Raw genomic sequence first — 22,507 nt, 5'->3', positions numbered from 1 at the left:
CGATGAGCGGATCCCGACAGCGCGCCAGCAGCGGACGGCGCCGCGCCCGCCGATTCCTCGTCCAGGCCCTGTATCAGTGGCAGGTGTCCGGCGACGATCCCGACGACGTACTGATTCAGTTCGTCGACGGCCGTAACCTCGGCAACGCCGATGTCGAATACTTCCGCGACCTGATGCGGGCCATTCCCGCCGACGTGGACGCGCTGGACGCGCAGATCGCGCCACTGCTCGAACGCTCGGTGGCGATGGTCGATCCGGTCGAGCGGGGCATTCTCCGCCTGGCCTGTTACGAGTTGCGCGATCGCCTCGAAGTACCGAGCCGGGTCGTGATCGACGAATCCGTGGAGCTGGCCAAGGCCTTCGGCGCCGAGCAGGGGCACCGCTTCGTCAACGGCGTGGTCGATCGCCTGGCCCGGCGCCTGCGGCCGCGCGAGTTCGGGCGAACCAGCTGACCCACGCGGTCGAATGGGGCGGAACCGTCATGGCCGACGAATTCGATCTGATCCGCCGCTACTTCGCCGGGCTCACGCCCGCTGGCGACGACGTGCTCCGGGGACCCGGGGACGACTGCGCGCTGCTGCGCCCGCCCGCGCACAGCGATCTCGCCGTATCGATCGACACGCTGGTCGAAGACGTCCATTTCCCGGCCGCGACCGCGGCCGGCGATATCGGCTGGAAGGCCCTGGCCTGTGGGCTGAGCGATCTCGCGGCGGCGGGGGCACGACCCGCCTGGTGCCTGTTGTCGCTTACCTGTCCGGGCGTCGACGAGTCATGGCTGGCCGCTTTCGCCGACGGGTTCGGCGCGCTGGCCAAGCGTGAAGGGATATCACTTGCCGGCGGCGATATGAGCCGGGGCGGTCTGAGCATCACCGTCCAGGTCGCCGGTTACGTCGAATCCGGCACGGGGCTGACACGGGCGGGGGCCCACCGCGGCGAAGGGGTATTCGTTTCCGGTTGGCCTGGCCGCGCGGCGGCTGGGCTCGCGCGGCGTCTCGCGTCGACGGACGAGCCTGGCGATCCCCTGGTCACGGCGCTGAACCGGCCGGAGCCGCGGACCCGACTCGGCCCGCAGCTGGCCGCCGCCGGCGTAAGCGCCTGTATCGATGTCTCGGACGGGCTTGCCGCCGATCTCGGTCATATCCTGGCCGCCAGCGGCGTGGGCGCGGAACTCGACGCCGGCGCGCTGCCGGTCGCGCCGGAACTCGCCGCCGCCGGTTCTCCGGATCAGGTGCGTGCGTGGCTGCTTGGCGGCGGCGACGATTATGAGCTGTGCTTCACGGGACCGGATGACCTCGATGTCGATCGCCTGACGGCGATGGGGGGCGTGCCGGTAACCCGGATCGGACGGACCTCCGCCGCCGAAGGTCTTGCACTGGTCGAGCTGGATGGGGGCCGTTCATCGCTGGCCGAGATAGCGGGCTATCGACATTTCGGATCCTGATCCGTCAATGATAAAAAATCGAAATTGAATCGCAAAAACAGGTTCTTACCAATACAAGTTAAGAATAGACCTGAATGATTATTCGCCCCGAGCGGCCGCCGTGATGGTCGCCCGCGAGTCGGCCGACCGCGCCGCCGGGGACAACCAGAACGCGACCCGGGAGTCACCATGTCGAACCCGAGTGCGGCCAGGCCGACCCATCTCCGCGACCCCCTGCTGTTGCTGGCGCTTGGATTCGGATCCGGCCTTGCACGGCGCGGGCCCGGGACCGCCGGTACGGTCGTCGGTGTGGGGCTCTATCTGCTGATCGCGCCGTTGCCGGTCGCGGCTGTGGTCGCGCTCACCGTGGTCGTCGCGGTGGCCGGTATCCCGTTGTGCGGCTATGCGGCGCGACGGCTGCGCGTGCACGACGATCCGGCAATCGTCTGGGATGAGATCGCGGGTTATCTCGTCACCATGCTCCTGCTGCCGGGCGGATGGCCGTGGGTCATCGCCGGTTTCGTCCTGTTCCGGCTTTTCGATATCGCCAAGCCATGGCCGATCGGCTGGCTGGATCGCCGGGTGAGTGGCGGTACGGGGATCATGGTCGACGATATCCTCGCCGGCGCCTTCGCCTGTCTGGTGCTCCATCTGGTCCGCCTGGCGATCGCCTGACCCGCCCGGTGGGTGTATACGGGTCAGGGCAGGGGCCAGCCGAAATCGCTTAACAGGCTGCGCAGCTGAATCAGGGGTAGACCGATCAAAGCGGTGGGATCGTCGCCGTGCATCCGTCGAAACAATACGATCCCGTAGCCCTCGGATCGGATGCTGCCGGCGCAGTCCCAAGGCGCCTCCGCGGTCAGATACCGCTCGATCTCGTCGTCGCCGAGATCGCGGAAATCCACCGTGTAGTCCACACGCACGCAGGCCTCGCGCCCGCTGGAACTGTCGATCAGGGCCAGCCCGGTGTGAAAAACCACACTGGCGCCACTGCTCGCGCGAAGCTGCTCGAAGGCGGTCTCGTGGTTGCCGGGCTTGGTCAGGATCCGATCGCCGAGCGCTGCAACCTGATCGGACCCGATCACGATGGCATCACGCTCATGGTCGGCTACGCTGGCCGCCTTGTCGCGCGCGAGCCGGGTCACCAGGTCGGCGGGTCCCTCGCCGGGCCGCGCCGTCTCGTCACAGTCGGGACGGACGGTCTCGAATGGCACCCGCAGCCGCTCCAGCAATTCACGGCGATAGGGGGACGTGGAGGCAAGGAGCAGTCGCTGCGCGGTCATGGCGAATCCGATTACCGGAAGGGCGTGTGGTCGGGTCCCGGTAGCGGCGGCACCGGAGCGCCGGAGCCTAACGGAGGCCGGCCCGCGCGGCAATATTCAGTCCATCCAACTGACAACACCCTGCGCAACGGATCATCCCGGGTATCCGAGCCGGTTCGCTTTGACACGCGCGGCCTGGCACCGTAGCATCCACCGGCTTATGTCCGAGCGTTTGCCCGTTCATGTCGACCCGCTGATACTGGCCGATCGCGGCCGTGCGCTGTCGGGCACCGTGCCCGTATCGGCCTGCAAGCGTCTGGTCCACTGGCTCGATTCCGGCGAGGGCGAATTCGCGGCCGAGCTGCAATTCGGGCGCGACGAGAATCAGCGTCGGGTGCTGACCGGCCGTGTCCGCGGCCGTGTCATGCTGACCTGTCAGCGCTGCCTCGGTGCATACGCGCTGGACCTCGATCTGCCGATCGGGGTCGTGCTCGTCGACAGCGAGGCCGAAGCGGAGACACTCCCGGAGGAGGTCGACGCCCTGGTGGTCGGCAACGGGGCGACGATGCACACGGTCGACATGATCGAGGACGACCTGATCCTCGCGCTGCCCCTGATCGCGAAATGCCCGGATGCCTCCGATTGCGCACCGGCGGTCGAGGTCTTCGACAGTGAGCGGATGAGTGGGCAGGATGCGGGTACCCAGCGTCCGTTCGCGGATCTCGACGATCCCGGCGACGCTGACAACAGTTGATAGTGATTGATGGAGATCGATTCCCATGGCGGTACAGAAAGGGCGTAAGACCCCGTCGAAACGCGGTATGCGGCGGGCACATGACAGTCTCGGCGGGCCGACGCTCTCCACTGAGCCGACGACCGGCGAGCAGCACCGGCGCCACCACGTCTCGGCCGAGGGCTATTACCGCGGCCGGCAGGTCGTGGAAAGCCGTGACGACGACGAAGACGAAGACTAAAAGGCCGCTCGGCCCCGCTCACCGGGGCCGCCAGTCCGTCCCGCGATGAATGAACCCACGCGCATGACCATTGCGCTCGACGCCATGGGCGGCGATCACGGGCCGCCCGTGGTCGTGCCGGCCGCATTGAGCGCGCTTTCGCGTCACCCGAACCTCGAACTCGTGCTGGTCGGGGACGAGGCGGTGCTGCGTGCTGAACTGCCGGGCAGCGGAGACAGCCGCATGGAGCGGCTCCATATCCGGCATGCGTCGCAGACCGTCGGCATGGATGAGCCGCCGGCGCAGGCACTGCGTCTGAAGAAAGACTCGTCGATGCGGGTGGCGCTGGACCTCGTGCGTTCGGATCAGGCCAAGGCCTGCGTCAGCGCCGGGAACACCGGCGCGCTGATGGCGACGGCCCGCTATGTCCTCAAGACGCTGCCGGGGATCGATCGGCCCGCGATCATCACCGCGATCCCGGCGCTGCAGGGCCATACGCACATGCTCGATATCGGCGCCAACGTGGACTGCACGGCGGAACACCTCGCCCAGTTCGCGACGATGGGGGCCATCGTTGCTTCGGCCGTCGACAACATCGACAATCCCCGTATCGGGTTGCTGAACGTCGGCGCCGAGCAGATCAAGGGCAACGACCAGGTCAAGCAGGCGGCACGTCTGCTTGCGGCCGGCGACCTGAACTACATCGGCTATGTCGAGGGTGACCAGATCTACGGTGACCGGGCCGACGTGGTCGTCTGCGATGGCTTCGTCGGCAACGTATCGCTGAAGACGAGCGAAGGGGTCGCGCGGATGATCAGCCATTACCTGCGCGAGGAGTTTCGGCGTACGCTGCTGAACAAGCTGATCGGCCTGATCGCGCTGCCGGTCCTGAACACGCTGCGCCGCCGGATCGATCCGCGCCGCTACAATGGGGCCAGCCTGCTCGGTCTGCAGGGCATCGCCATCAAGAGCCATGGCGGTGCGGATGCGGTATCGTTCGGCAACGCCATCGACATCGCCGTGCTGGAGGTGCGCAAGGACGTGCCCAATCGCATCGATCGTCATATCGAAGAACATCTGCCTCAGGGAAACCCTGCGTGACATTTGCGCGGATCACGGGAACCGGCAGCGACCTGCCGGAGAAGGTGCTGACCAACGCCGATCTCGAGGCGATGGTCGACACCAATGACCAATGGATCCGCGAACGCACGGGTATCCGGCAACGCCACATCGTCGCACCCGACGAGGCCACGGCCGACCTCGCCGAGCGGGCAGCGCGGCGGGCACTGGAGGCGGCCGATCGGCGGGTCGGGGACATCGACCTCATCATCGTCGCCACCACCACGCCGGATCGCGTCTTTCCCTCCACCGCCTGCCTGCTGCAGCAGCGCCTCGGGATTCACGGCTGCGCGGCGTTCGACCTGCAGGCCGTGTGCACCGGGTTCGTGTACGCGCTCGGCGTGGCCGACAAGTTCATCCGCTGCGGCAGCGCACGTTGCGCGCTCGTGATCGGTGCCGAGACGATGTCGCGCATCATTGACTGGACCGACCGCTCCACCTGCGTACTGTTCGGCGATGGCGCCGGTGCGGTCGTGCTCGAGGCATCCGACGAGCCGGGGGTTCATTCCTCCCACCTGCATGCCGACGGCCATTATTCTCATCTGCTGCACGTACCGAAGGGCGTCGCGACGGCACCGGGCGAGGTCGCGGCGGCGCGCACGTTCGTGGAGATGAAGGGCAACGAGGTGTTCCGCGTCGCCACCAACACGCTCGGCCGCATTGTCGACGAAACACTCGCTGCCAATGGCCTGAACAAGAGCGATATCGACTGGCTGGTGCCACATCAGGCAAACATCCGTATCATTGAGGCGACCGCGCGCAAGCTGAAAATGTCGCTCGACCACGTCATCATCACGGTCGACCGCCACGGCAATACCTCGGCCGCCTCGGTGCCCCTGGCACTCGATCAAGGCGTACGCGATGGCCGGATCAAGCGCGGCGACATGCTTCTGCTGGAAGCATTCGGGGGCGGATTCACCTGGGGGTCCGCACTCGTCACGTACTGACCCGTGCACTGATAACACCACCTTCTGCGGGTCTGTTCCGGGCCAGCTGCAGAGCAAGCGCTCGCCGGCCATGCCGTGTCGAGACGCACGCCGCGCTGCAGACATGCCTTACCAGGGCGCTGACGAGGCTCCGCCAGGAGGCGGGTCAGTACTGAATCCAGCGGGCGGGGCGGATGCATGAAGTCGAGGGTCCTCATTGCCGACGATCACGAACTGGTCCGCACGGGGATCCGTCGTCTGCTTGAAGATCTCGGGTGCGAGATCGTCGGCGAGGCCGCCACCGGCGAAGAGACGGTGGATCGCGTGCGCGAACTGCATCCCGACATCGCACTCATCGATATCCAGATGCCGGGTATCGGCGGGCTCGAGGCGAGCCAGCGGGTGCGGCGTTTCGAGCCGGATTGCCGCGTCATCATCCTCACCGCGCACAGTGAGGGGCCGTTGCCGCGGGCACTGCTGGAAACGGGCGTGGCCGGCTTCCTGACCAAGGGCTGCGCGTTCGAGGAGATGCAGGAGGCGATCACCCGCGTCGCGGCCGGCGAACGCTACGTCAGCCAGGATGTGGCGCAACGCCTCGCGCTGGATGCCGTCGCCGGCGGTGAGAGCAATCCCTTCGACCGTCTCACCGGGCGCGAACTGCAGGTCGCGCTGATGCTGGTCTCCGGAGAGACGAACCGCGATATCTCTGGCGCGCTGCGGCTCAGTCCGAAAACCGTCACGACCTATCGCCAGCGGATCCTCGCGAAACTCGAGGTCCGCACGCTGGCGGATCTGCTGCGGCTTGCTATCCAGTACAACCTGACCGCCCCCGATCAGACCGCATGAACCACCGCGACGACCGCGACCGCACGGGCATCGCTTTTGACCCGGGATGCCGGGCCTGTCCCCGTCTGGCGGCCCACCTCGACGCCGTTCGCGCGCGGCATCCCGATTACCATTGTGCGCCGGTGCCCGCATTCGGGGATCCCGACGCCCGGCTGCTGATCGTGGGTCTGGCGCCCGGCGAGCACGGCGCCAACGCCACGGGGCGCCCGTTTACCGGAGACTACGCCGGTCAGCTGCTCTACTCGACGCTGTACGCGTTCGGGTTCGCCAACGCGCCGGTGTCCAGCACCGCGGACGATGACCTGCGACTGACGGACTGCCGCATCACGAATGCCGTAAAATGCCTCCCGCCCGGCAACAAACCGACCGGTGCCGAAGTCCGCGAATGCAACGGCTTCCTGCAGGCCGAGATCGCGATGCAGCCGCCGTCGGTACTGCTCGCGCTCGGCCGGGTCGCCCACGATGCCACGCTGCGGGCCCTCGGCCTGCGCCAGCGCGATCACGTCTTCGGCCATGCGGCCGTGCATCGGCCCGAGGGCCTGCCGGTCCTGATCGACTCCTATCATTGCAGCCGCTACAACACGCAGACCCGACGCCTCACAGAGTCGATGTTCCACGACGTGTTCCGCACCGCGCGGGCGCATCTCTGAGACCGTGAAAGTATTCTGCGGCAGCGCGGTCGCAGCGCCATTGAAATCGGATGCGCCGCCCCCAGGATCGGAACGATGACGGGTGAACAGGACAATACCGCCGGATTCGACGCGAAGGCGTTCCTGCGCACGGTGACCACGCGGCCCGGCGTCTACCGCATGCTCGACGAGCGGGGCACCGTGATCTACGTGGGCAAGGCCGCCAACCTGCGCAACCGCCTTGCCAGCTATTTCCGGGGCGATCCGGGGTCGACCAAGACGCGGATCATGGTCTCGCACATCGCCGACGTGCAGGTCACGGTGACCCACACCGAGGCAGAGGCCCTGCTGCTCGAACATACGCTGATCAAGGAGCACCGCCCGCGCTACAACGTCCTGCTGCGCGACGACAAGAGTTACCCGTACATCTACCTGTCGACCCAGGACCACTATCCGCGTCTGGCCTTTCATCGCGGCAGCACGCGCGGACCCGGCAAGTATTTCGGTCCGTATCCATCGCCGACGGCCGTGCGCAGCACGCTGTACCTGATGCAGAAGGTGTTCCGCGTACGCCAGTGCACCGATTCGTATTTCAGCAACCGTTCGCGCCCCTGCCTCCAGTACCAGATCGGGCGCTGCACGGCGCCCTGCGTGGGCTACATCTCCGAGGAGGAGTACGCCCGCGACGTCGAGCACGCGCGCCTGTTCCTCGAAGGACGCGAGACCCAGGTGCTGGATTCGCTGGTCCAGCGTATGGAGGAGGCGTCGGCGCAACTGGATTTCGAGACGGCGGCACAATACCGGGACCGGATCCAGGCGATCCGGCGTGTGCGCGAGCGTCAGCACGTCAGCGGGGAGGGCGGTGACCTCGACGTGGTCGCGTGCCGCACACAGGCCGCCCAGAGCTGTGTGACGGTCTTTTTCGTGCGCAACGGGCACAACCTCGGGAACAAGACGTTCTTTCCGCGCACGCCCGACGACGCCGCCGAGGAGGACGTTCTCTACGCGTTCCTCACCCAGTTCTACCTGGAGCATGACGTGCCGTCGGAGATCCTGCTGTCGCACGCGGTCGACGACGCCGATGTGCTCGCCGAGGTACTGCGTGAGCGCGCGGGGCACCGGGTCACGCTGTCCTCGCGTCTGCGCGGCGAGCGCCGCCGCTGGATGGATCTGGCCCGCTCCAACGCCGCCGATGCCCTCGGCAGCCGACTCGCCTCGCGCGCGGGCATGGCCGCCCGGCTGGATTCGCTCTCCTCTGTGCTCGGACTGGATACGCCGCCGGGCCGGATGGAATGCTTCGATATCAGCCACACCCGGGGAGAGGCCACGGTCGCATCGTGCGTGGTTTTCGGTCCTGAAGGGGCATTGCGGCGGGAGTACCGCCGCTTCAATATCGAGGGTATCGAGCCCGGCGATGACTACGCCGCCATGCGCCAGGCCGTCCAGCGGCGTTACTCGCGTCTGCAGCGCGAGGATCGGCCGCTGCCGGATGTCGTGTTCATCGACGGTGGCAAAGGCCAGCTCGGCCAGGCGCGGGAGGTGCTGGACGAACTCGGTATCGGGGCGGAGGAGCTGCTGCCGGTAGGCATCGCCAAGGGACCGGAGCGCAAGCCGGGCATGGAAACCCTGTACATCGGCGATACCCTGAACGAGCGCCACCTGGCGGAAGACACGCCGGGGCTGCACCTGATCCAGCAGATCCGGGACGAGGCCCACCGCTTCGCCATCAGCGGCCATCGCGGGGCACGCGCCAAGAGCCGCAACCGCTCGGTCCTCGAGGACATCCCCGGGCTGGGCCCCAAGCGTCGGGCACAGCTGCTGAAACACTTCGGCGGCCTGCAGGGGGTACGCAAAGCGGGTGTCGAGGATCTCGCGGCCGTACCCGGTATCAGTACGAAACTCGCCCGCATCATTTATGATGCGACCCATGGCTCGGGCTCTGGAGCTCCCTGAATGCAACTGACGCTGCCAACCGTCCTCACGCTCGGACGTCTGGTCCTGGTACCCGTCCTCGTACTGCTGTTCTATCTGCCGTTCGAGTGGGCGGGGCCGGCGGCCGCGGTGGTATTCGCCCTGGGGGGATTGACCGATTGGCTGGACGGTTATCTGGCGCGGCGCCTGAATCAGTCGTCTTCGTTCGGGGCGTTCCTCGACCCGGTCGCCGACAAGGTCATGGTGGCCATCGTCCTGGTGATGCTCGTCCAGGCGAACCCGTATATCTGGATGGCGCTGCCGGCCATGGTGATCATCGGCCGCGAGATCGTGATCTCGGCGTTGCGCGAGTGGATGGCGGAAATCGGCCAGCGCGCGCAGGTCGCCGTCAGCTCCCTGGGCAAGATCAAGACCGTGGCCCAGATCGCGGCGCTCCTGCTGATGCTGTATCATGACCCGATAGGGGCGCTGCCGACGTTCCTCGTGGGGGTCGCGCTGCTGTACCTGGCCGCGGTGCTGACGCTCTATTCGATGGTCGTTTATCTGCGGGCGGGCTGGTCCGCGGCCAATCGGGCCGAAGAAGAGGCGGCATCCCCTTGACAGCGACGCGGCACTGAATAGAATGGCGCTCGCCATGCGGGAATAGCTCAGTGGTAGAGCACAACCTTGCCAAGGTTGGGGTCGCGAGTTCGAATCTCGTTTCCCGCTCCAGATTTCCGAAAAACCTCGGCAGTCCCGGGGTTTTTTTGTTTCCGGCACACGGGAAGGTGCCGGGGTAGCAGGGGGCCGGGAAGCCCCGCTACAGTATGAGCCCCGGCCAGGTGGCAGAGTGGTTATGCGACGGCCTGCAAAGCCGTTCTACGTCGGTTCGATTCCGGCCCTGGCCTCCACCAATCTCTCCCGATCCCAGCAGCGTGACACGGCTCTACGGACCCGCCCGGATGGCGGAATGGGTAGACGCAAGGGACTTAAAATCCCTCGGCCGCAAGGCCGTGCCGGTTCAAGTCCGGCTCCGGGCACCATTCCAAAAGCGGGAAAATCAATAAGTTACGCGTACACTGTGTGATGCGGGGATAAGGCGGTGCCGCCGTCCCTTCGGTCGCCGAATACGCTCTAATACGTTGAATTCCGTGCGGATACGCGGGCCGGTGCCCCCTCAATGCCCCCTCGTGGGCGCGCGAATAAATACCTCCGAAATCAACCAACGGAGGTATACATGCAATCCACGAACAACAAATCCGCCAATCCATTTTCGCGCCAGGCCAAGGCGGACCTTGAGCCGAACCACGAGATTTCCCAAAACGGGCTAATTTGGCGCAAGCTGGCCGACGGCAGCGACGGAGTCTGGCGCTACGACATCCGGGTGTCTGGCCGCCGCCGCAAAGGCACATTGGGGCGTGAGCACCGCGACGGGATGACTTTGTCCCAAGCGCGACGCATGCTCGAGGAGGTCCGCGCGCAAGCGGTTCTAACGGCGCCAGCAGGTCGGCGTGGGGGAACTCCTAACGCCCCCCCGATGTTCGAAGAAGCCAGTCGCGGCTTTCTGGAGTGGAGTCGGGTTACCCACGCGGACTACAAACATAACGCCGAGCGCATGAAGGCGCGGCTCCTGCCTCGATTCGGCGGTCACCGTCTCGACCATATTACTGTCGGCGATGTAGAAGCGTACCGGACTGATTTGCTGGCCGAGGGACTCTCGAAATCAACGGTCACACGGATAACGAGTCTTTTGTCGTGCGTGTTCCAGCACGCGCGCCAATACGATGGAACGATCGAGAATCCAGCAAGAGGTGTACGCGCGTTTCGCCCAGAACCGAAGGAAGCAAGGATTTTCACTGAGGAAGAGTCCCGCTCCCTTTGGAAAGGCTGCAAATCGGCTTCGGAGCGAGCATTGGTCGGTTTAGGCTCGTACGCGGGGCTGCGCGCAAGTGAGGTTCTCGGATTGCAGTGGCGCCACATCGACTTCGACGCTTCCATAATTCAAATCGCCCAGACCGCACAGCGGGGAACTGTCCATAGCACCACCAAAAGCGGGCGCCAACGTAGAGTGGCAATGTGCGACGCCCTCCGGCAGCTGTTACTGCAACTATCCGCAGTCTCGAATGCGAGCGGTCAGGGAGACTTTCTGTTTCCCGGTCGAAATCCGGAGCGCCCCATGTACCAACTGCAGGAAACCTTTAAGCGCATCAAGAAAGCTGGAGGCGTTCCGGACGCTCCCAGTTTTCACGGACTACGCCATACATTTGCGACGCGCGCGCTCGACGGCGGACTCCCTGCATACCAGCTGCAAAATCAGCTTGGACACAGCACGATCCAGATGACGATGCAGTATGTCCACTATAGGGCTGAGGATGTCGCACAAGTCAAGGCAGTCTTGGACCGCCTATGAACATCACTACGTACCAATGATCGCCACCGGCAACAGGGTATCGTTCCCTTGATACCCTGTTGCCGTGGCAACCTCCCCATCAGTGCCAAGTTGGTTCAGAAAAGGGCGGAACCTTGGTCTCGCTCATCTTCCACGGAAGGCACCTACCGTGATCGTCGATGCAATCATCGAATCCTGCCATGCAGCCCCATACCGTGCAGTGGCGGTAGGGGTGGGCACGCGTCGTTCCGCTTACTCCATCCATGAAAAGAGAAACTATCATTGAATTCGCACTCCTCTGAGCGGGTCTGTACAAATAACCAGTGCATCGGGAGAATTGAGGCCTGAAGCGGGAAAATAGGGCCGTGCGCTGTCTCCCCCCTTCGAGGTAGCCTTCCAGTTAGCCATGGGGCGCCTGATTTGGGAAGCGGAGGCGAAGTCTCGGGGCGGGTAATAAATTCACGATTGACGGCGATGTGCCATGTTCAATGACGGCCGCTCGCCGAAGATTAACGCCTGGTGGGCGACTTACGAATGCTCGATTTTATAACCATCATCGTGACGAGTTCCGTGGTCGCGTCGATCGTCGGCCCTGTTGTCAACGAAGTATTGATGGTACGGCGAAACTGGCCGTCGGAGCGTTTGGCCGCGTTGAACGCTGCGGTAGGGCTGGAGGGTTACGCTTTGCATTGCGCAGACAAGGTAGCGGATCACCGGACCGCAATCGACTCGGCCGGGGCTGCGGGCGATCTCATTAGCGGTGTACCAGAACTCCCAGAAATACCAGTTGTTGCAGCCTTCGTGAAACGCGAGAGAGCGCGCGTGGCGGACAGATTGGCGTCGTTCCCGCAAGACGTTAGACAGGCAGATCAAGCCGCCGCCTTCTGGTGGGATCTGGTCAGCGATATGGACTCGGCTCGTAATGAAGCAGTAAAGCAGACGGCGTGCGTTGGTCTGCAAGCGCTAGAGTTGGCGCGGAGCCTTCGCGAAGCGTTCACTCTGCCGCGACGAGATCTCGTGTTCGGTGAGTACAACGTCCGAACGACGCTGGAGAGGGAGGCATCCGTCAATGTCGATTAGTAGTTCGATGCGCAAGGAATCACTGCAACCGACGCGGCAACCGCTACGTGCTTGCGGGACCGCTGAGCCTTTTTGTTGAGTTTAAGAGAGAGCGCAGTGTCCAAGACCTTCCGAATCGTGATTCTCGGCGCTGGTTTTTCGAAACCTGCAGGTCTCCCGCTCGGTGATGAGTTGTTCGCGAAGGTTCGAGAGGTAATCAAGCGACGGTACGGGATAGATAATCCAATTGAACGCGACCTAATCCGTTATGCAACTTACATCAAAGACTGCGAAGGAATATCCGTTACGATCGACTCCGTCGATTACGAACAATTTATGGGGTTCTTGGATATAGAACACGTCCTCGGGCTTAAGGGAAAAGATACATGGAGTGATGAGGGAAACGAATCCCAGTTGATGATCCGACAAGGGATCGCCGAAGTGTTAAATACTGCTACGCCGAAAGAGGTTCCGTCACTGTACCGAGAATTTGCGCGACGCCTAAACCCAGACGACGTAATCTTTACATTCAACTATGACACGTTACTTGAGTGTGCTCTTGAAGCTGAAGAAATTCCGTATCGGCTATTCCCAGAGCGTTTCTCGGAGATCGGTTGGGCGTCTAATACGATCGATGACTCTCGTGAAGAAGTTGTTGTTATAAAACTACACGGCTCTATTGATTGGTTTCATCGTGCACCGTATGAAAGGAAGGTAGAGCATGCTCAATCGTGCCCGATGCCTTATACCGTTAAGCATGCGGTTTTCGGGGAGCGATCAATAGTCGATGCAGTTCCACTGACAGATGGTCCAAGAGAAGAAGGAGACCATTTGGCGAAGATCTACCGGGTATCAGATGTTGCTCCTCTGATTAATCGAGGATTCTGGGAATGTTGTCCGCTTGTACTGACGCCCTCGCATAACAAGATCTTCTATTCCGGACCTCTACGGCCGTTTTGGTGGGGATTACAGCGACTCGGCGGGCTAAATCGCTCGTTGTCGGTTATCGGATACTCATTGCCGCCGTACGATGAGTACGCCAAACAAGTCCTATACCATATCTTTTCGAATTTTACTGAAGTTGAGCCGGATTTGGAACTGGCGGGACGGAAGAAGGGGCCTGCACGGATACTCGACTACGATCCGAGCGATAAAAACGACGCTGAAATTCGGGATCGGTATCGCTTCGTCAACTGGGATCGTACAGAGATTTGCCTTGATGGATTTAGTGCCGCAAGTATGGATTGGATATTGAACTAACAGGCTACTGTGGCACAGAGCGATACTAGGGGTAGCCCGGTGTGGTTCTCACTAAGGAAACTCTAATCGATGCGCCCTGACTGGCACTATGGCAGCTCCTAAAGGAAGTGACCGCGCGGGGCGCATTCCGCTAGAGCCTCGGTCCGCGTTCGCTCGGGTAGTGGCTTGAGGTGTCCTCGTTCCCACCTTCACATTCCCGGCGGCTCGAATCCAGGGTACGGTCAGCCTGGCCGCGGCGATCTCTCAGCAGCACAGCCCGCGCCCACTCGGGCCGGAGGCGGACCGAAGACGCACTGATACCGGCAACCGATACGACCAAACCAATCCGCTCGGCCACGGGTGGATGCACCCCTGTGCGCCGGTTCTGGCCATCGCCACCCGAGGCGCGCTACATTGCTCGCACAGGCGCGACTCAGGGAAGGGAATGATGCTCCGGCCAGTACGCGATCCAGCCACGTATGGTGAGAATCGAAGACCAATCACGACCACGAGGAGCGTATATGCGGAAACGCATCGACCGCTACGTTGAAGATGCGTTAGTGGATTTCGGGGACTGGTACATCGATGCGGAGTGGTATGGGAAGGAACGGGATTGCGTGAATATGTATGCGCTCGGCTTTCTTGCTCGCAACGTCCAAAAAGGGGTGGCCATTGAAGACATGGCGCAGATTCGGATTGAATCGCCAGTCCCGCAGCCTCCGGGATATAAAAGTCCAACAGCGCACAAAGACTTGACGGTCTGGAGCGATGGCTTGAGCACGAGTTGGGACCAAAACTGGGAAGTGGCGGACTGGCCCCGCATTGTGATGGAGTGGAAGTTTAAGCGGATAGGTAAACCACCAACAACATTTGATGAACACGACACGGGATGGCTTCGCTCATTCACGGCGGCGTTCGAAGATACATTCGGTTACGTCATTCGGGTCTATGACGGATCGCGTGGCCGCGTAGTAGATTGGGCGAAGATCACCCGAGGGATACTGAACGCTACAAATCGGCGTTCGTAGCATGAAGTGATGGCCAGGTTATCCATCGAATTGGCGCTTTATAGAACAACTCGCGTGGCCTCCGTGGCGGACAACGCGGTAACTATGTGAAGGCGATAAATGGCACGTATGCGGCACCTCTAAAAAAGAAGGGAGGCGCGCGATTGGCGGACGAATACACAGATGGAGCCGTATAATGACGTGGACCGAAAACTATTGGGACATTGTCGGGGAGTTCTATTGGGTGCCTTCGTACTTGGGATTGAAATCGATTCCACGTCGCGATTGGACCATCGATGGCGACATGGTCTCGATTCCCCGAGAGATGACAAACGCTTCAGGACCATTGTATAGGCGGGTGCGGTCCGGAGAGGACTACTGGAAGTTTTTTCGTCGGCAAGAAGAAACCTTCAACCATATTTTCAATCTAACGCTCTCGGTTTTACCGGGTGACATAGTATCCGAGATCTTTAAGGATATTTTGGGATTGGATCGGATACATGATTATCAGTTATGCGGAGCGGGCATTCGTGATAGGTACTCATGGATTGGAGGAGCCAATGTAACAACTCCAGACGCGTTTCTTGTTTCGGCCGAGTCGGTATTGGCGATCGAGATAAAGTTCAATGCTAAAACTTCATTAGATCAGCTCGCCAAATACATTGCATTGATCGCGGGAGAGAAGATTGAAGGACACGCTCATGAAAACCTGAATCTGCTCTACATTTCGCCGTCGCTGGGCGACGAGAACTTCCGCAGGCAGACATCCCTAGAGCCGGATAAGTTGTCGAGTCAAGACGCAGCCTTGCTGGAGAGGTCGGTATCGAATCCTCAGGTAAAGGCGCTTTTCGAGGCCAACAGGGCCGCGATCATGGATGTCGTCTCGCGCCTACAGGTCACGTGTGCGACCTGGGTCGAAGTATTGGCCGCCTTGGACCAATACCGAGACACCCTCAGCAATACGCGAGGCGATAGAACGCTTCGTCGACTACTCGACGGCCTCGCTACGGAGATTCGTATGCATCCGCTTTCGAGGGTAGAGGATGAGAGGCCGGTGGGTGGTCCCGTGGTTTCTAAGTGACCCCAGAAATGGAAATCGAGCGTCCATGGCGGTCTTCATCGTCGGGGGTTCGCCGGGGGCCATATTCGGTCGTTCGTCGTTGTGCGTCCAGAGCCATTCAATACCGACTAACCGCGTTCTGACGCCCGACGGTACCGATTCGGGCGGACTTCGAGCACGGACGAAAGAACGAAACCAACCGTGCATTAGGAATACATAATTGTCGTTTCCCGTGACGCGATCGCAGTATGGCGTTGCTCCGATTCTAGTGTCCTTTGCGAAACGGGTTGGATAAGGTACACCATATATATCGCGCTCCAGCTTCGAAAAAGGAAATCGAGATGACCCGAAACCGTACCGGTATCGTGCTCGCGGTATTGCTCGCCTTGGCGCCGACCTGGGTGGCAGCGAACAGGGAATTCATCGCCTTTGATCCGGATACGGTCTCAGTACCCGAGGGATTGACGGAAAACGAGACTACGAAAGCCCTTATGACCGCGTTCGTCATGCGAGGGTGGAGAATGACCGAGGTTTCACGGGATCAGGGGTACATTGATGCGGAAATCCCGGTGCGTGCCCATGTCGGCCGGGTCCGCGCGCAGATCGACGATGGTGTTATCTCATTTCAGTTTCGAGAGGGCGAGAACTTACCGCAAAAGTGGCTGACCGATCGTGGCGGAACAACGGGGAAAGAGATTTTCTACAAGAAGCAGGACGAGTCGGACGTAATGGCAGTCCATCGGAACTATCTCAGCTGGGTTCAGGAATTAGCCCGGACCGTTGAGGGAACGCTTAGGCTGCAAAGTCTCCCCAAAGACGGGTAGCTACAGAACAGAATGCGCAACGGCGGCGGATGGTTAAGCCCCAAAGGGCGATTGCTCTGGATTACCCAGAGCCATGTGCTCGATATCATTGGATATCCCCAGGCCTTCGGGCTCGCGAGAGCCGATGTGGACGCCATATATCTCGCGCACGTCGAGCCAGTGGGGCAAGTAGGGGATGGCGCGCGAAAAGCTCATACAGGACGCTGTGGCGGCCCACTGGATACGGTTCCGGCGGTATGAGTGGGGTGTGCGTCGGCCGTGCGTAACCGCGTGGGAGATTGTGCGATTGCCCCCGGACTATCTCTGGCTGGACCACGTTACCGGCTTTGTCGAGCCGTCCTGTTAGCTATGCGTTGAGCGTCAAGTTGCGTGCTGTTGCGTTTTGCCGTGCTTTTGACAAGAGGTTCTGAGTATATATGACGGAATCGATTGATATTACGTTTGACTTGCGCCGCGATACACCGTCAGGTAAGGACCCCGACACCCATAGTCCTACGCTTCGCCGCTATCACCGAATGTTGTGGAGCAAACCGCTTCCGAACGGACGGCATTTCCATCTTGTAGATACTAAGCCAGAGGTCTATTTGCATCACAAGTCTGATATGGGCGAGTTCCGACTAGGAAGCGATGCCGTTATTCCTTCGTTCGCGAGGGAGCAAACGATAAGACATGTCATTGAGCAAATTCCGGAGGAAAAGTTAGAGTTTTTTAATGCGGTTGGTTACACGATAGGCGGAATGATGCTCTGGCCCAGTCAGCGCGTTGGTCGAAAAATGACGATAAATCAGCGGCGCGGATTGCATCCGAGAATCAAAGACCGATTTGACCTGACGCTGGAGTGCGTGAAGCGGCATTACGATGCATCGCCGAGTCCTATGTCAGATACCTTGAATCGGCACGAGAAGTTCTTTTCTTTGTTCGGTGACTTTAAGGGGTTCGTTGAGCATTTCCTCTTGCAGGATATTGTCACTAGCAGTTTCGACGGTGTATGCATGTTCATACCATTTAACGGTTTTGACGTGTCTCCGTTACCGCAGACGCCAACTGAATACAATGCATACATGACTGAATCGATAAACTTTATTGAGGCCCGAAACCGAAGAATTTCGCGGTATTGGCAGCTGAAAGGCACGTAAAGGGTCGGAGACCAGCCAGTTGCTCGAGTAGGGGGTGTGCAAGGAGAGAACGCGCTAAGAGCTTATACACCAGGCTGTGTCGGCCCAGTAGCGACGAGTCTGACGATAGGAGCGTCGCGAACCCCGGTGGTCGGTGGTGGTCTTGAGGCTCGATCCCACGCGTGTCGCAGTATCACCGGTCTTTTCCTCCAGATGGTTCACCACAGAACAGCATGGGGACGTGAAAGCCAACTGGGACTCCCACTTCGGATTCTTGAGATCGGTCCGGATGTCGTACGCGAGGAGACTACGATCGCCAAAATCACGGGGGACCGATCATGGAGGACGATTCTGTCGTATTGTCGTATTGTCGTATTGTCGTATTGTCGTAATGCAGCGTGAACGGCGAAGGTGTTTAACAGCAAATAGTTGTGATCACGGGTCTATTTACGCGCGGATAGTCTGGGGGCTGTCGAAGTGAGTGAAGACAATTCGGATAAAGACGCCGCGTGGACAGTGCACAAGTGGCGATTCCGGGCGCTAGTCGGAACCGAGTCGTCCGTGGAGGTCAGCGAAATTAATGTACTGATTTTGGCGTTCGGTGACGCCGCTGCGATCCATGCTGATGCGCTCACGCGCCACGCCCAGGCATGGTGTGCTAAACCCAATTGTCCCCTCGAAACAGAACGCGGTGAGATGAGCCGGTCCGCGTTGCTATCGGTTGTTTCATTGCAGAGGGTAGATCTGGTCGTACTTGTGACGGTTGGTCCGTCGGTTCTATACACTGATCTTGGCCGGGAGATGCTAACGGCGTGTGCGGATCGGTGCTTGCACCTTGAACTCGGTAATGTGGGTGGCGGAGCCACGGACGACGCCTCCGTCGCGCCCAAGCCCCATCTACGCGTTTCGGGCGGAAGCGTACTCGCTCCGGACTGTGATGGCCCGTGTGTGTTCGCGGGATTCGGGCAGGCCTTGTTCACCGGCTTGTTCACTAAGGGAATGGTCGGCGTGGACTGGGCTGACTTCCGGCAGGTGTTCCGGGGCAGCTGGTGGCAAGTGCTCGCGGGCTTCGGCCAGGCCTGTGGAGAAGGCCGCGCAGCGCTGGCCTGCGACCAAGCAATCGCCGCGCTCGAGTGCCGCGCGTTCGACACCACGTGTTACTCGGCGGGTTTCGTTGTGGTCGGGCTGCCGACTGACTGCGCCATCTGGGAGTTCGAGCACGTCGCGGATATGTTCAGGCGAATCGCGCCCGCGGCGAATTTTGCGCTCGCCGCACCGGTGCTGGATGACCGCACCCTCGAGGTCGCGCTCCTCGCGGGCCAACGTGTCGATGACGCTTCGACGTAGCTCTGAACGAGAACTGGGGAGGTGTCCTTTCAACGGGGGCCAGATGCAGTTCGGAGTACGCGTCCTGTTGGGCGTAAGCGCCCATGACGTCGGTGCGACCGACTTCTTGGGCGTGCCATGATCCGGCATTGTCAAGCGACAGGATATTCCTCCCCGGCGCGGAGACGACCTGCAAGGACAAGTAGCGACAGGTTCGTTCCGAAGCGAAACGCGTCGAGACAAAGTATCTCGCGACCCTGGAGGCAGGGATCAGCGAAGCGCAGACGGATGAAATGGTGGCAAAGAAGCTACAGTTTGTGGTCGCATCGCCAATCCAATAAACGTACGGTAGTAATCAAATAAAGTGGATCGTTTTGATCACTGAGTTCGTCAGCGCTTTGTCGTCTGCGGGCAGTAGGAAGGTCCATTCGTAGTTACGACTGTTGAAGAAAGCCGAACGTAAATGTTGAAACCGCTTAGTATCCAGTTACGGAGTTGGGTGAAATTGTGATCCAAGAATTGTGTTGATTATGAAAACGGTACCATCGCGCTATAAGAGGAGAGAAATAAATTGACCGACTTTGTCACCGATACCGATATAGTGCAACGAGTGCGCGATCTTATCGATGAGCCAGGAGATGCATTTCTAATATCTGCTTTTTGGGGAAAGGGCGCGCCCGAGAAGTTGCTGGGTTCTTCCACGCATATGAAGCAGGTTCGCGCTATTTGCAATCTGGCCCTTGGAGGAACAAATCCAGACGCTGTCCAGGACTTGCTTGATAGGGGGGTCTATATCCGACATAACTCGAATCTGCATGCGAAGGTATATGCGAGCGCTCATCGGGCAATCGTAGGTTCCGCGAATGCCTCGGCGAATGGACTGGGATTTGAGGATGAAGGTAGCACTCAACTTTACGAGGCGGCCATTGAGGTATCGGACCCCAATATTCTGGCCGACATCAATTCATGGGCGCAGTCGCTTTGGGATTCCGCGGCGACGAAAGAGATCACGAAGCACGATTTAAAGCTGGCGCGAAAAGCGTGGGAACGGCGCCGCATTAAGGGACGAATCCATCGGAATCGCAATGAACGGCTCCTCGACGTGCTTCAAAATAGCCCCGATGATCTTCGGGATCGGGTTGTGTTCGCCGTATACAATGAGGAGGAGTCTGATCTAAGTAAGGCGGCCAAAGGGTATATCAAAGACCGAGCGCTAGAGTTGCAAGAAGAGCAGCCTCAATTGGCAGAGAATCTTGACGGGTACGAGAATTGGCGGGAAGTAGATAGACTTCTTGATGGTGTAGACATTATCGACTTGTGCTTTGACCGTTGGGGAAACCTGAATAATGAGGACGTCATCTGGCGCGTTTATGGAGATTCGCCGGTAAAGGACGTTAAAGGGGCGTCACCGATAAAACTCGCTTACCGGCCTCCGGATTTCGCCTATCGTCTCCCTAAACGCGATATACGCGTTCTCGAGAAAGCTGGTGAGCGAATCTGGAAAGAAGCCTATCCGGGTGCAGAGCCATTTGAAGTTAACGCTAGAGAAGGACCAGGGGTTCTGTCCGTAGATCAAATGCGGGAACTGATTAGGTGACGCGGACCGCCTGTCAATGTCTCGGCTTCGATTGGGCAAGTTGTACTGGTTGAGTAATTGGCTGGCGCTTGGAGGCGCCGACGACGCCGATTACCCGGCCTCGGTGGCGGCGGTTGCATTCGCCTTCGGGCTGATTGGCGAAAGCTTCTTTCGGCCGGCTGCTTCGCGCGACGTTTAGGCGGGCCTTCTGCCGTTGATCGGCTCGCTCGGATGGCTGCCCTTGAGTATGTGTGCTGAAGGATCGCGTGGCGGAACGCTGCCCTAGCTGCGAAGTCCCGAAGCCGCGAGGCAAAATCAAATTTCGATTCCCCGGGCACGAGGAAAGTGCTCCGGTGGGCGTTTCCGGCAAGGACAGTAGGCAAGGGTATTCGGAAGCAAACAGACAGCGCAACGACGGCGAATGTCTCAGCCCTATCGCCGATTGCATGGGAGTGCCGCGGCGCCAATTGACGGATATGATCGGATATCACCAGGCCTTCTGCCTCACGAGAGCGCATGTGGACGCTGTGTACTGCGAGTATGGCGAACCTGTAGGGCAAAGGCGGGGAAAGCACGGGGAAAGCTCATACAGGACGCTGTGGCGGCCCAGTGGATACGATTCCGGCGGTACGAGCGGGGTGAACCCCGGTTGTCCGTGGCCGTGCAGGAGCTTGACGGCTCGGCGTGCCGCCGGATCACCGGTCTTTTCCTCCGGCTAGTACGGGGGTCGGCGCGGGGGCGCGAAAGCCATCTGGGACTCCCGGTCCGAATTTTCAAACTCGCTCCGAACGCTGTACGGGTGTCTAGCTTTACAATACCGGTCAAAACCATCGCTCAATGACGAGGTGCACGATCGTGCTATCGCGGCAGGAATTAATTCTGGAGGCGTCTACATGACAATGATATGCGGCGGTATGCTGGCAATCGGACAGCCACACGGGCAGCGCTCAGGTATCGAGAGTCCGACTACCGTACTGATTCTACGGAGGGATAAGAAAGCCGCGTGGATTCGGGCATCAATGCCGCGGCGACGTAAAGGTGATGAACCACGTTCACCGAGCGAGCTTTGGTTGGATACTAGAACCTACGCAGGCTACGAGTACCGATACGCGCTTACCGATGCGCTGATCTGGTGGGCGGACAGCGGAAAACTCGGTCTTGATACCGATTTGGTCGGCGAACTACGCGCATACCGGCAAATGGGGGACCTCGTAGCCGACGAAGCGCCCGCCGCCAAACTAAAGGCCGCTAGAGAACAGGTAGAATCGGCCGAATTGACCGGCACGATTTCGCTGTTGATCTCGTTGGTGACCGGAGATGAACCCTTGGCCACGATTCCGCCACGATCGGACCATCTGTCGGGGTTACTAGAGAACCTCCGGAATTTGAACGTTCAATACGAAGTGAGTGCGCCGATCGCATCACGGCTCATTCCGGGTATGAATCAGAAGGTTGTGGAAACGACTTATCAGCCGGATGGCGACGCATTAGGCCTGGGGACAAGTAAACAGGACGGAATGGACGACTAATGTGACCGGACTCCCTTGTCCCGTGTCGACGCTGTAGCACTGACCGGTGACGTTCGCCCAATACGGCGCTGACGCACGGGGCTGCAATGCCGGCACGAAGCGTCTCGCATGGGCGACGGGTCCCCGAATGCTGGTCATCGCCCCCCGGTGCGCGCTACATTGAACGCACAGGCGGAACTCAGGGAAGGAAACGATGCTCAATCCACTCTGCCGCCCAGCCACCCAACGTGGCTCCCACGGTGATTTCGGACGCCAGGTCCCGGTGCTAGAAGGACAATGCGCCTCCATAACGCTTGAGCGCGATGGACGGCGGCCCA

General features: G+C 60.5%; 22 protein-coding genes, 3 tRNA genes and 1 pseudogene. 25 read left to right on the top strand and 1 reads right to left on the bottom strand.

Annotated elements, in window-relative coordinates; translation table 11 throughout:
* Positions 1-2: 2 nt before the first annotated feature.
* The 3 genes from nusB (at position 3) to A0W70_RS07520 (ending at position 2,095) form a co-directional block, all read left to right on the top strand.
* Entirely contained in the window at positions 3-452 is a 450-nt protein-coding gene (gene nusB, locus A0W70_RS07530; protein WP_070988630.1) for a transcription antitermination factor NusB, read from the top strand.
* 29 nt (positions 453-481) lie between these two features.
* Positions 482-1,441, top strand: coding sequence for a thiamine-phosphate kinase (gene thiL / locus A0W70_RS07525; RefSeq protein ID WP_070988628.1), 960 nt, complete (start codon positions 482-484; stop codon positions 1,439-1,441).
* A 168-nt stretch (positions 1,442-1,609) separates the two neighbouring features.
* Complete coding sequence (locus A0W70_RS07520; RefSeq protein WP_070988626.1) at positions 1,610-2,095, top strand: phosphatidylglycerophosphatase A family protein; 486 nt, start codon at positions 1,610-1,612, stop codon at positions 2,093-2,095.
* A 23-nt stretch (positions 2,096-2,118) separates the two neighbouring features.
* Here the strand turns inward: A0W70_RS07520 and A0W70_RS07515 are convergent, their stop codons facing one another.
* Entirely contained in the window at positions 2,119-2,703 is a 585-nt protein-coding gene (locus tag A0W70_RS07515; protein ID WP_070988624.1) for a Maf family protein, read from the bottom strand.
* A 199-nt stretch (positions 2,704-2,902) separates the two neighbouring features.
* Here A0W70_RS07515 and A0W70_RS07510 point away from each other — a divergent pair, with 199 nt between their 5' ends.
* From A0W70_RS07510 to A0W70_RS07420, 22 genes and pseudogenes are all read left to right on the top strand, one after another.
* On the top strand, positions 2,903-3,436 hold the full coding sequence (locus tag A0W70_RS07510; RefSeq protein ID WP_070988622.1) for a YceD family protein: 534 nt from the start codon (positions 2,903-2,905) through the stop codon (positions 3,434-3,436).
* 25 nt (positions 3,437-3,461) lie between these two features.
* Positions 3,462-3,656 carry a 50S ribosomal protein L32 gene (gene rpmF / locus A0W70_RS07505; RefSeq protein WP_070988618.1) on the top strand — a complete coding sequence of 65 codons (195 nt, stop codon included), beginning with the start codon at positions 3,462-3,464 and terminating at the stop codon, positions 3,654-3,656.
* Positions 3,657-3,701: 45 nt separating this feature from the next.
* Positions 3,702-4,736, top strand: coding sequence for a phosphate acyltransferase PlsX (gene plsX / locus A0W70_RS07500; protein WP_070988617.1), 1,035 nt, complete (start codon positions 3,702-3,704; stop codon positions 4,734-4,736).
* The gene (locus tag A0W70_RS07495; RefSeq protein WP_070988616.1) at positions 4,733-5,701 is read left to right on the top strand and encodes a beta-ketoacyl-ACP synthase III; all 969 of its coding nucleotides are present in this window, start codon (positions 4,733-4,735) and stop codon (positions 5,699-5,701) included. The genes plsX and A0W70_RS07495 overlap by 4 nt, the downstream gene beginning before the upstream one ends.
* A gap of 177 nt (positions 5,702-5,878) precedes the next feature.
* The gene (locus A0W70_RS07490) at positions 5,879-6,526 is read left to right on the top strand and encodes a response regulator (RefSeq protein ID WP_070988614.1); all 648 of its coding nucleotides are present in this window, start codon (positions 5,879-5,881) and stop codon (positions 6,524-6,526) included.
* Positions 6,523-7,176, top strand: coding sequence for a uracil-DNA glycosylase (locus A0W70_RS07485; protein WP_070988611.1), 654 nt, complete (start codon positions 6,523-6,525; stop codon positions 7,174-7,176). The genes A0W70_RS07490 and A0W70_RS07485 overlap by 4 nt, the downstream gene beginning before the upstream one ends.
* Positions 7,177-7,251: 75 nt before the next feature.
* Positions 7,252-9,108 carry an excinuclease ABC subunit UvrC gene (gene uvrC / locus A0W70_RS07480; RefSeq protein ID WP_070988609.1) on the top strand — a complete coding sequence of 619 codons (1,857 nt, stop codon included), beginning with the start codon at positions 7,252-7,254 and terminating at the stop codon, positions 9,106-9,108.
* Positions 9,109-9,687 carry a CDP-diacylglycerol--glycerol-3-phosphate 3-phosphatidyltransferase gene (gene pgsA / locus A0W70_RS07475; RefSeq protein WP_070988607.1) on the top strand — a complete coding sequence of 193 codons (579 nt, stop codon included), beginning with the start codon at positions 9,109-9,111 and terminating at the stop codon, positions 9,685-9,687.
* A 36-nt stretch (positions 9,688-9,723) separates the two neighbouring features.
* Positions 9,724-9,798, top strand: a tRNA-Gly gene (locus A0W70_RS07470).
* Between the two features lie 104 nt (positions 9,799-9,902).
* Positions 9,903-9,977: transfer RNA gene (locus A0W70_RS07465), tRNA-Cys, on the top strand.
* Positions 9,978-10,022: 45 nt separating this feature from the next.
* Positions 10,023-10,109 (top strand) — tRNA-Leu (locus A0W70_RS07460).
* Positions 10,110-10,303: 194 nt separating this feature from the next.
* Positions 10,304-11,476: a tyrosine-type recombinase/integrase gene (locus A0W70_RS07455; RefSeq protein WP_070988605.1), complete on the top strand. Its 1,173-nt coding sequence runs from the start codon at positions 10,304-10,306 to the stop codon at positions 11,474-11,476.
* Positions 11,477-11,989: 513 nt separating this feature from the next.
* The gene (locus A0W70_RS07450) at positions 11,990-12,535 is read left to right on the top strand and encodes a hypothetical protein (RefSeq protein ID WP_070988603.1); all 546 of its coding nucleotides are present in this window, start codon (positions 11,990-11,992) and stop codon (positions 12,533-12,535) included.
* Between the two features lie 96 nt (positions 12,536-12,631).
* A complete protein-coding gene (locus A0W70_RS16445) occupies positions 12,632-13,774 on the top strand; it encodes an SIR2 family protein (RefSeq protein WP_075109844.1) in 1,143 nt (380 codons plus the stop codon).
* Positions 13,775-14,274: 500 nt separating this feature from the next.
* Positions 14,275-14,781 carry a hypothetical protein gene (locus tag A0W70_RS07445; RefSeq protein WP_070988601.1) on the top strand — a complete coding sequence of 169 codons (507 nt, stop codon included), beginning with the start codon at positions 14,275-14,277 and terminating at the stop codon, positions 14,779-14,781.
* Between the two features lie 175 nt (positions 14,782-14,956).
* Complete coding sequence (locus tag A0W70_RS07440) at positions 14,957-15,841, top strand: hypothetical protein (protein ID WP_070988599.1); 885 nt, start codon at positions 14,957-14,959, stop codon at positions 15,839-15,841.
* A gap of 320 nt (positions 15,842-16,161) precedes the next feature.
* Complete coding sequence (locus A0W70_RS07435) at positions 16,162-16,644, top strand: hypothetical protein (protein ID WP_070988597.1); 483 nt, start codon at positions 16,162-16,164, stop codon at positions 16,642-16,644.
* Between the two features lie 416 nt (positions 16,645-17,060).
* Positions 17,061-17,780 (top strand): DUF6994 family protein, encoded by a 720-nt coding sequence (locus tag A0W70_RS07430; protein ID WP_070988595.1) that lies wholly within the window; start codon positions 17,061-17,063, stop codon positions 17,778-17,780.
* 540 nt (positions 17,781-18,320) lie between these two features.
* A complete protein-coding gene (locus A0W70_RS16980) occupies positions 18,321-19,106 on the top strand; it encodes a hypothetical protein (RefSeq protein WP_175443079.1) in 786 nt (261 codons plus the stop codon).
* A gap of 197 nt (positions 19,107-19,303) precedes the next feature.
* Positions 19,304-19,426 (top strand): annotated as a pseudogene (locus A0W70_RS17325) (type II restriction endonuclease); the annotation flags it as partial.
* Positions 19,427-19,656: 230 nt separating this feature from the next.
* Positions 19,657-20,682, top strand: a complete 1,026-nt coding sequence (locus A0W70_RS16740) for a phospholipase D family protein (protein ID WP_139150786.1) — start codon at positions 19,657-19,659, stop codon at positions 20,680-20,682.
* A 1,049-nt stretch (positions 20,683-21,731) separates the two neighbouring features.
* Complete coding sequence (locus A0W70_RS07420) at positions 21,732-22,190, top strand: hypothetical protein (RefSeq protein WP_083330851.1); 459 nt, start codon at positions 21,732-21,734, stop codon at positions 22,188-22,190.
* Positions 22,191-22,507 lie beyond the last annotated feature (317 nt).

Origin of the sequence: Halofilum ochraceum (assembly GCF_001614315.2) — a bacterium.
GTDB classification, from domain to species: Bacteria; Pseudomonadota; Gammaproteobacteria; order XJ16; family Halofilaceae; genus Halofilum; species Halofilum ochraceum.
The sequence above is the reverse complement of the archived record's forward strand: the minus strand, read 5'-3'. Positions and strand labels throughout refer to the sequence as shown.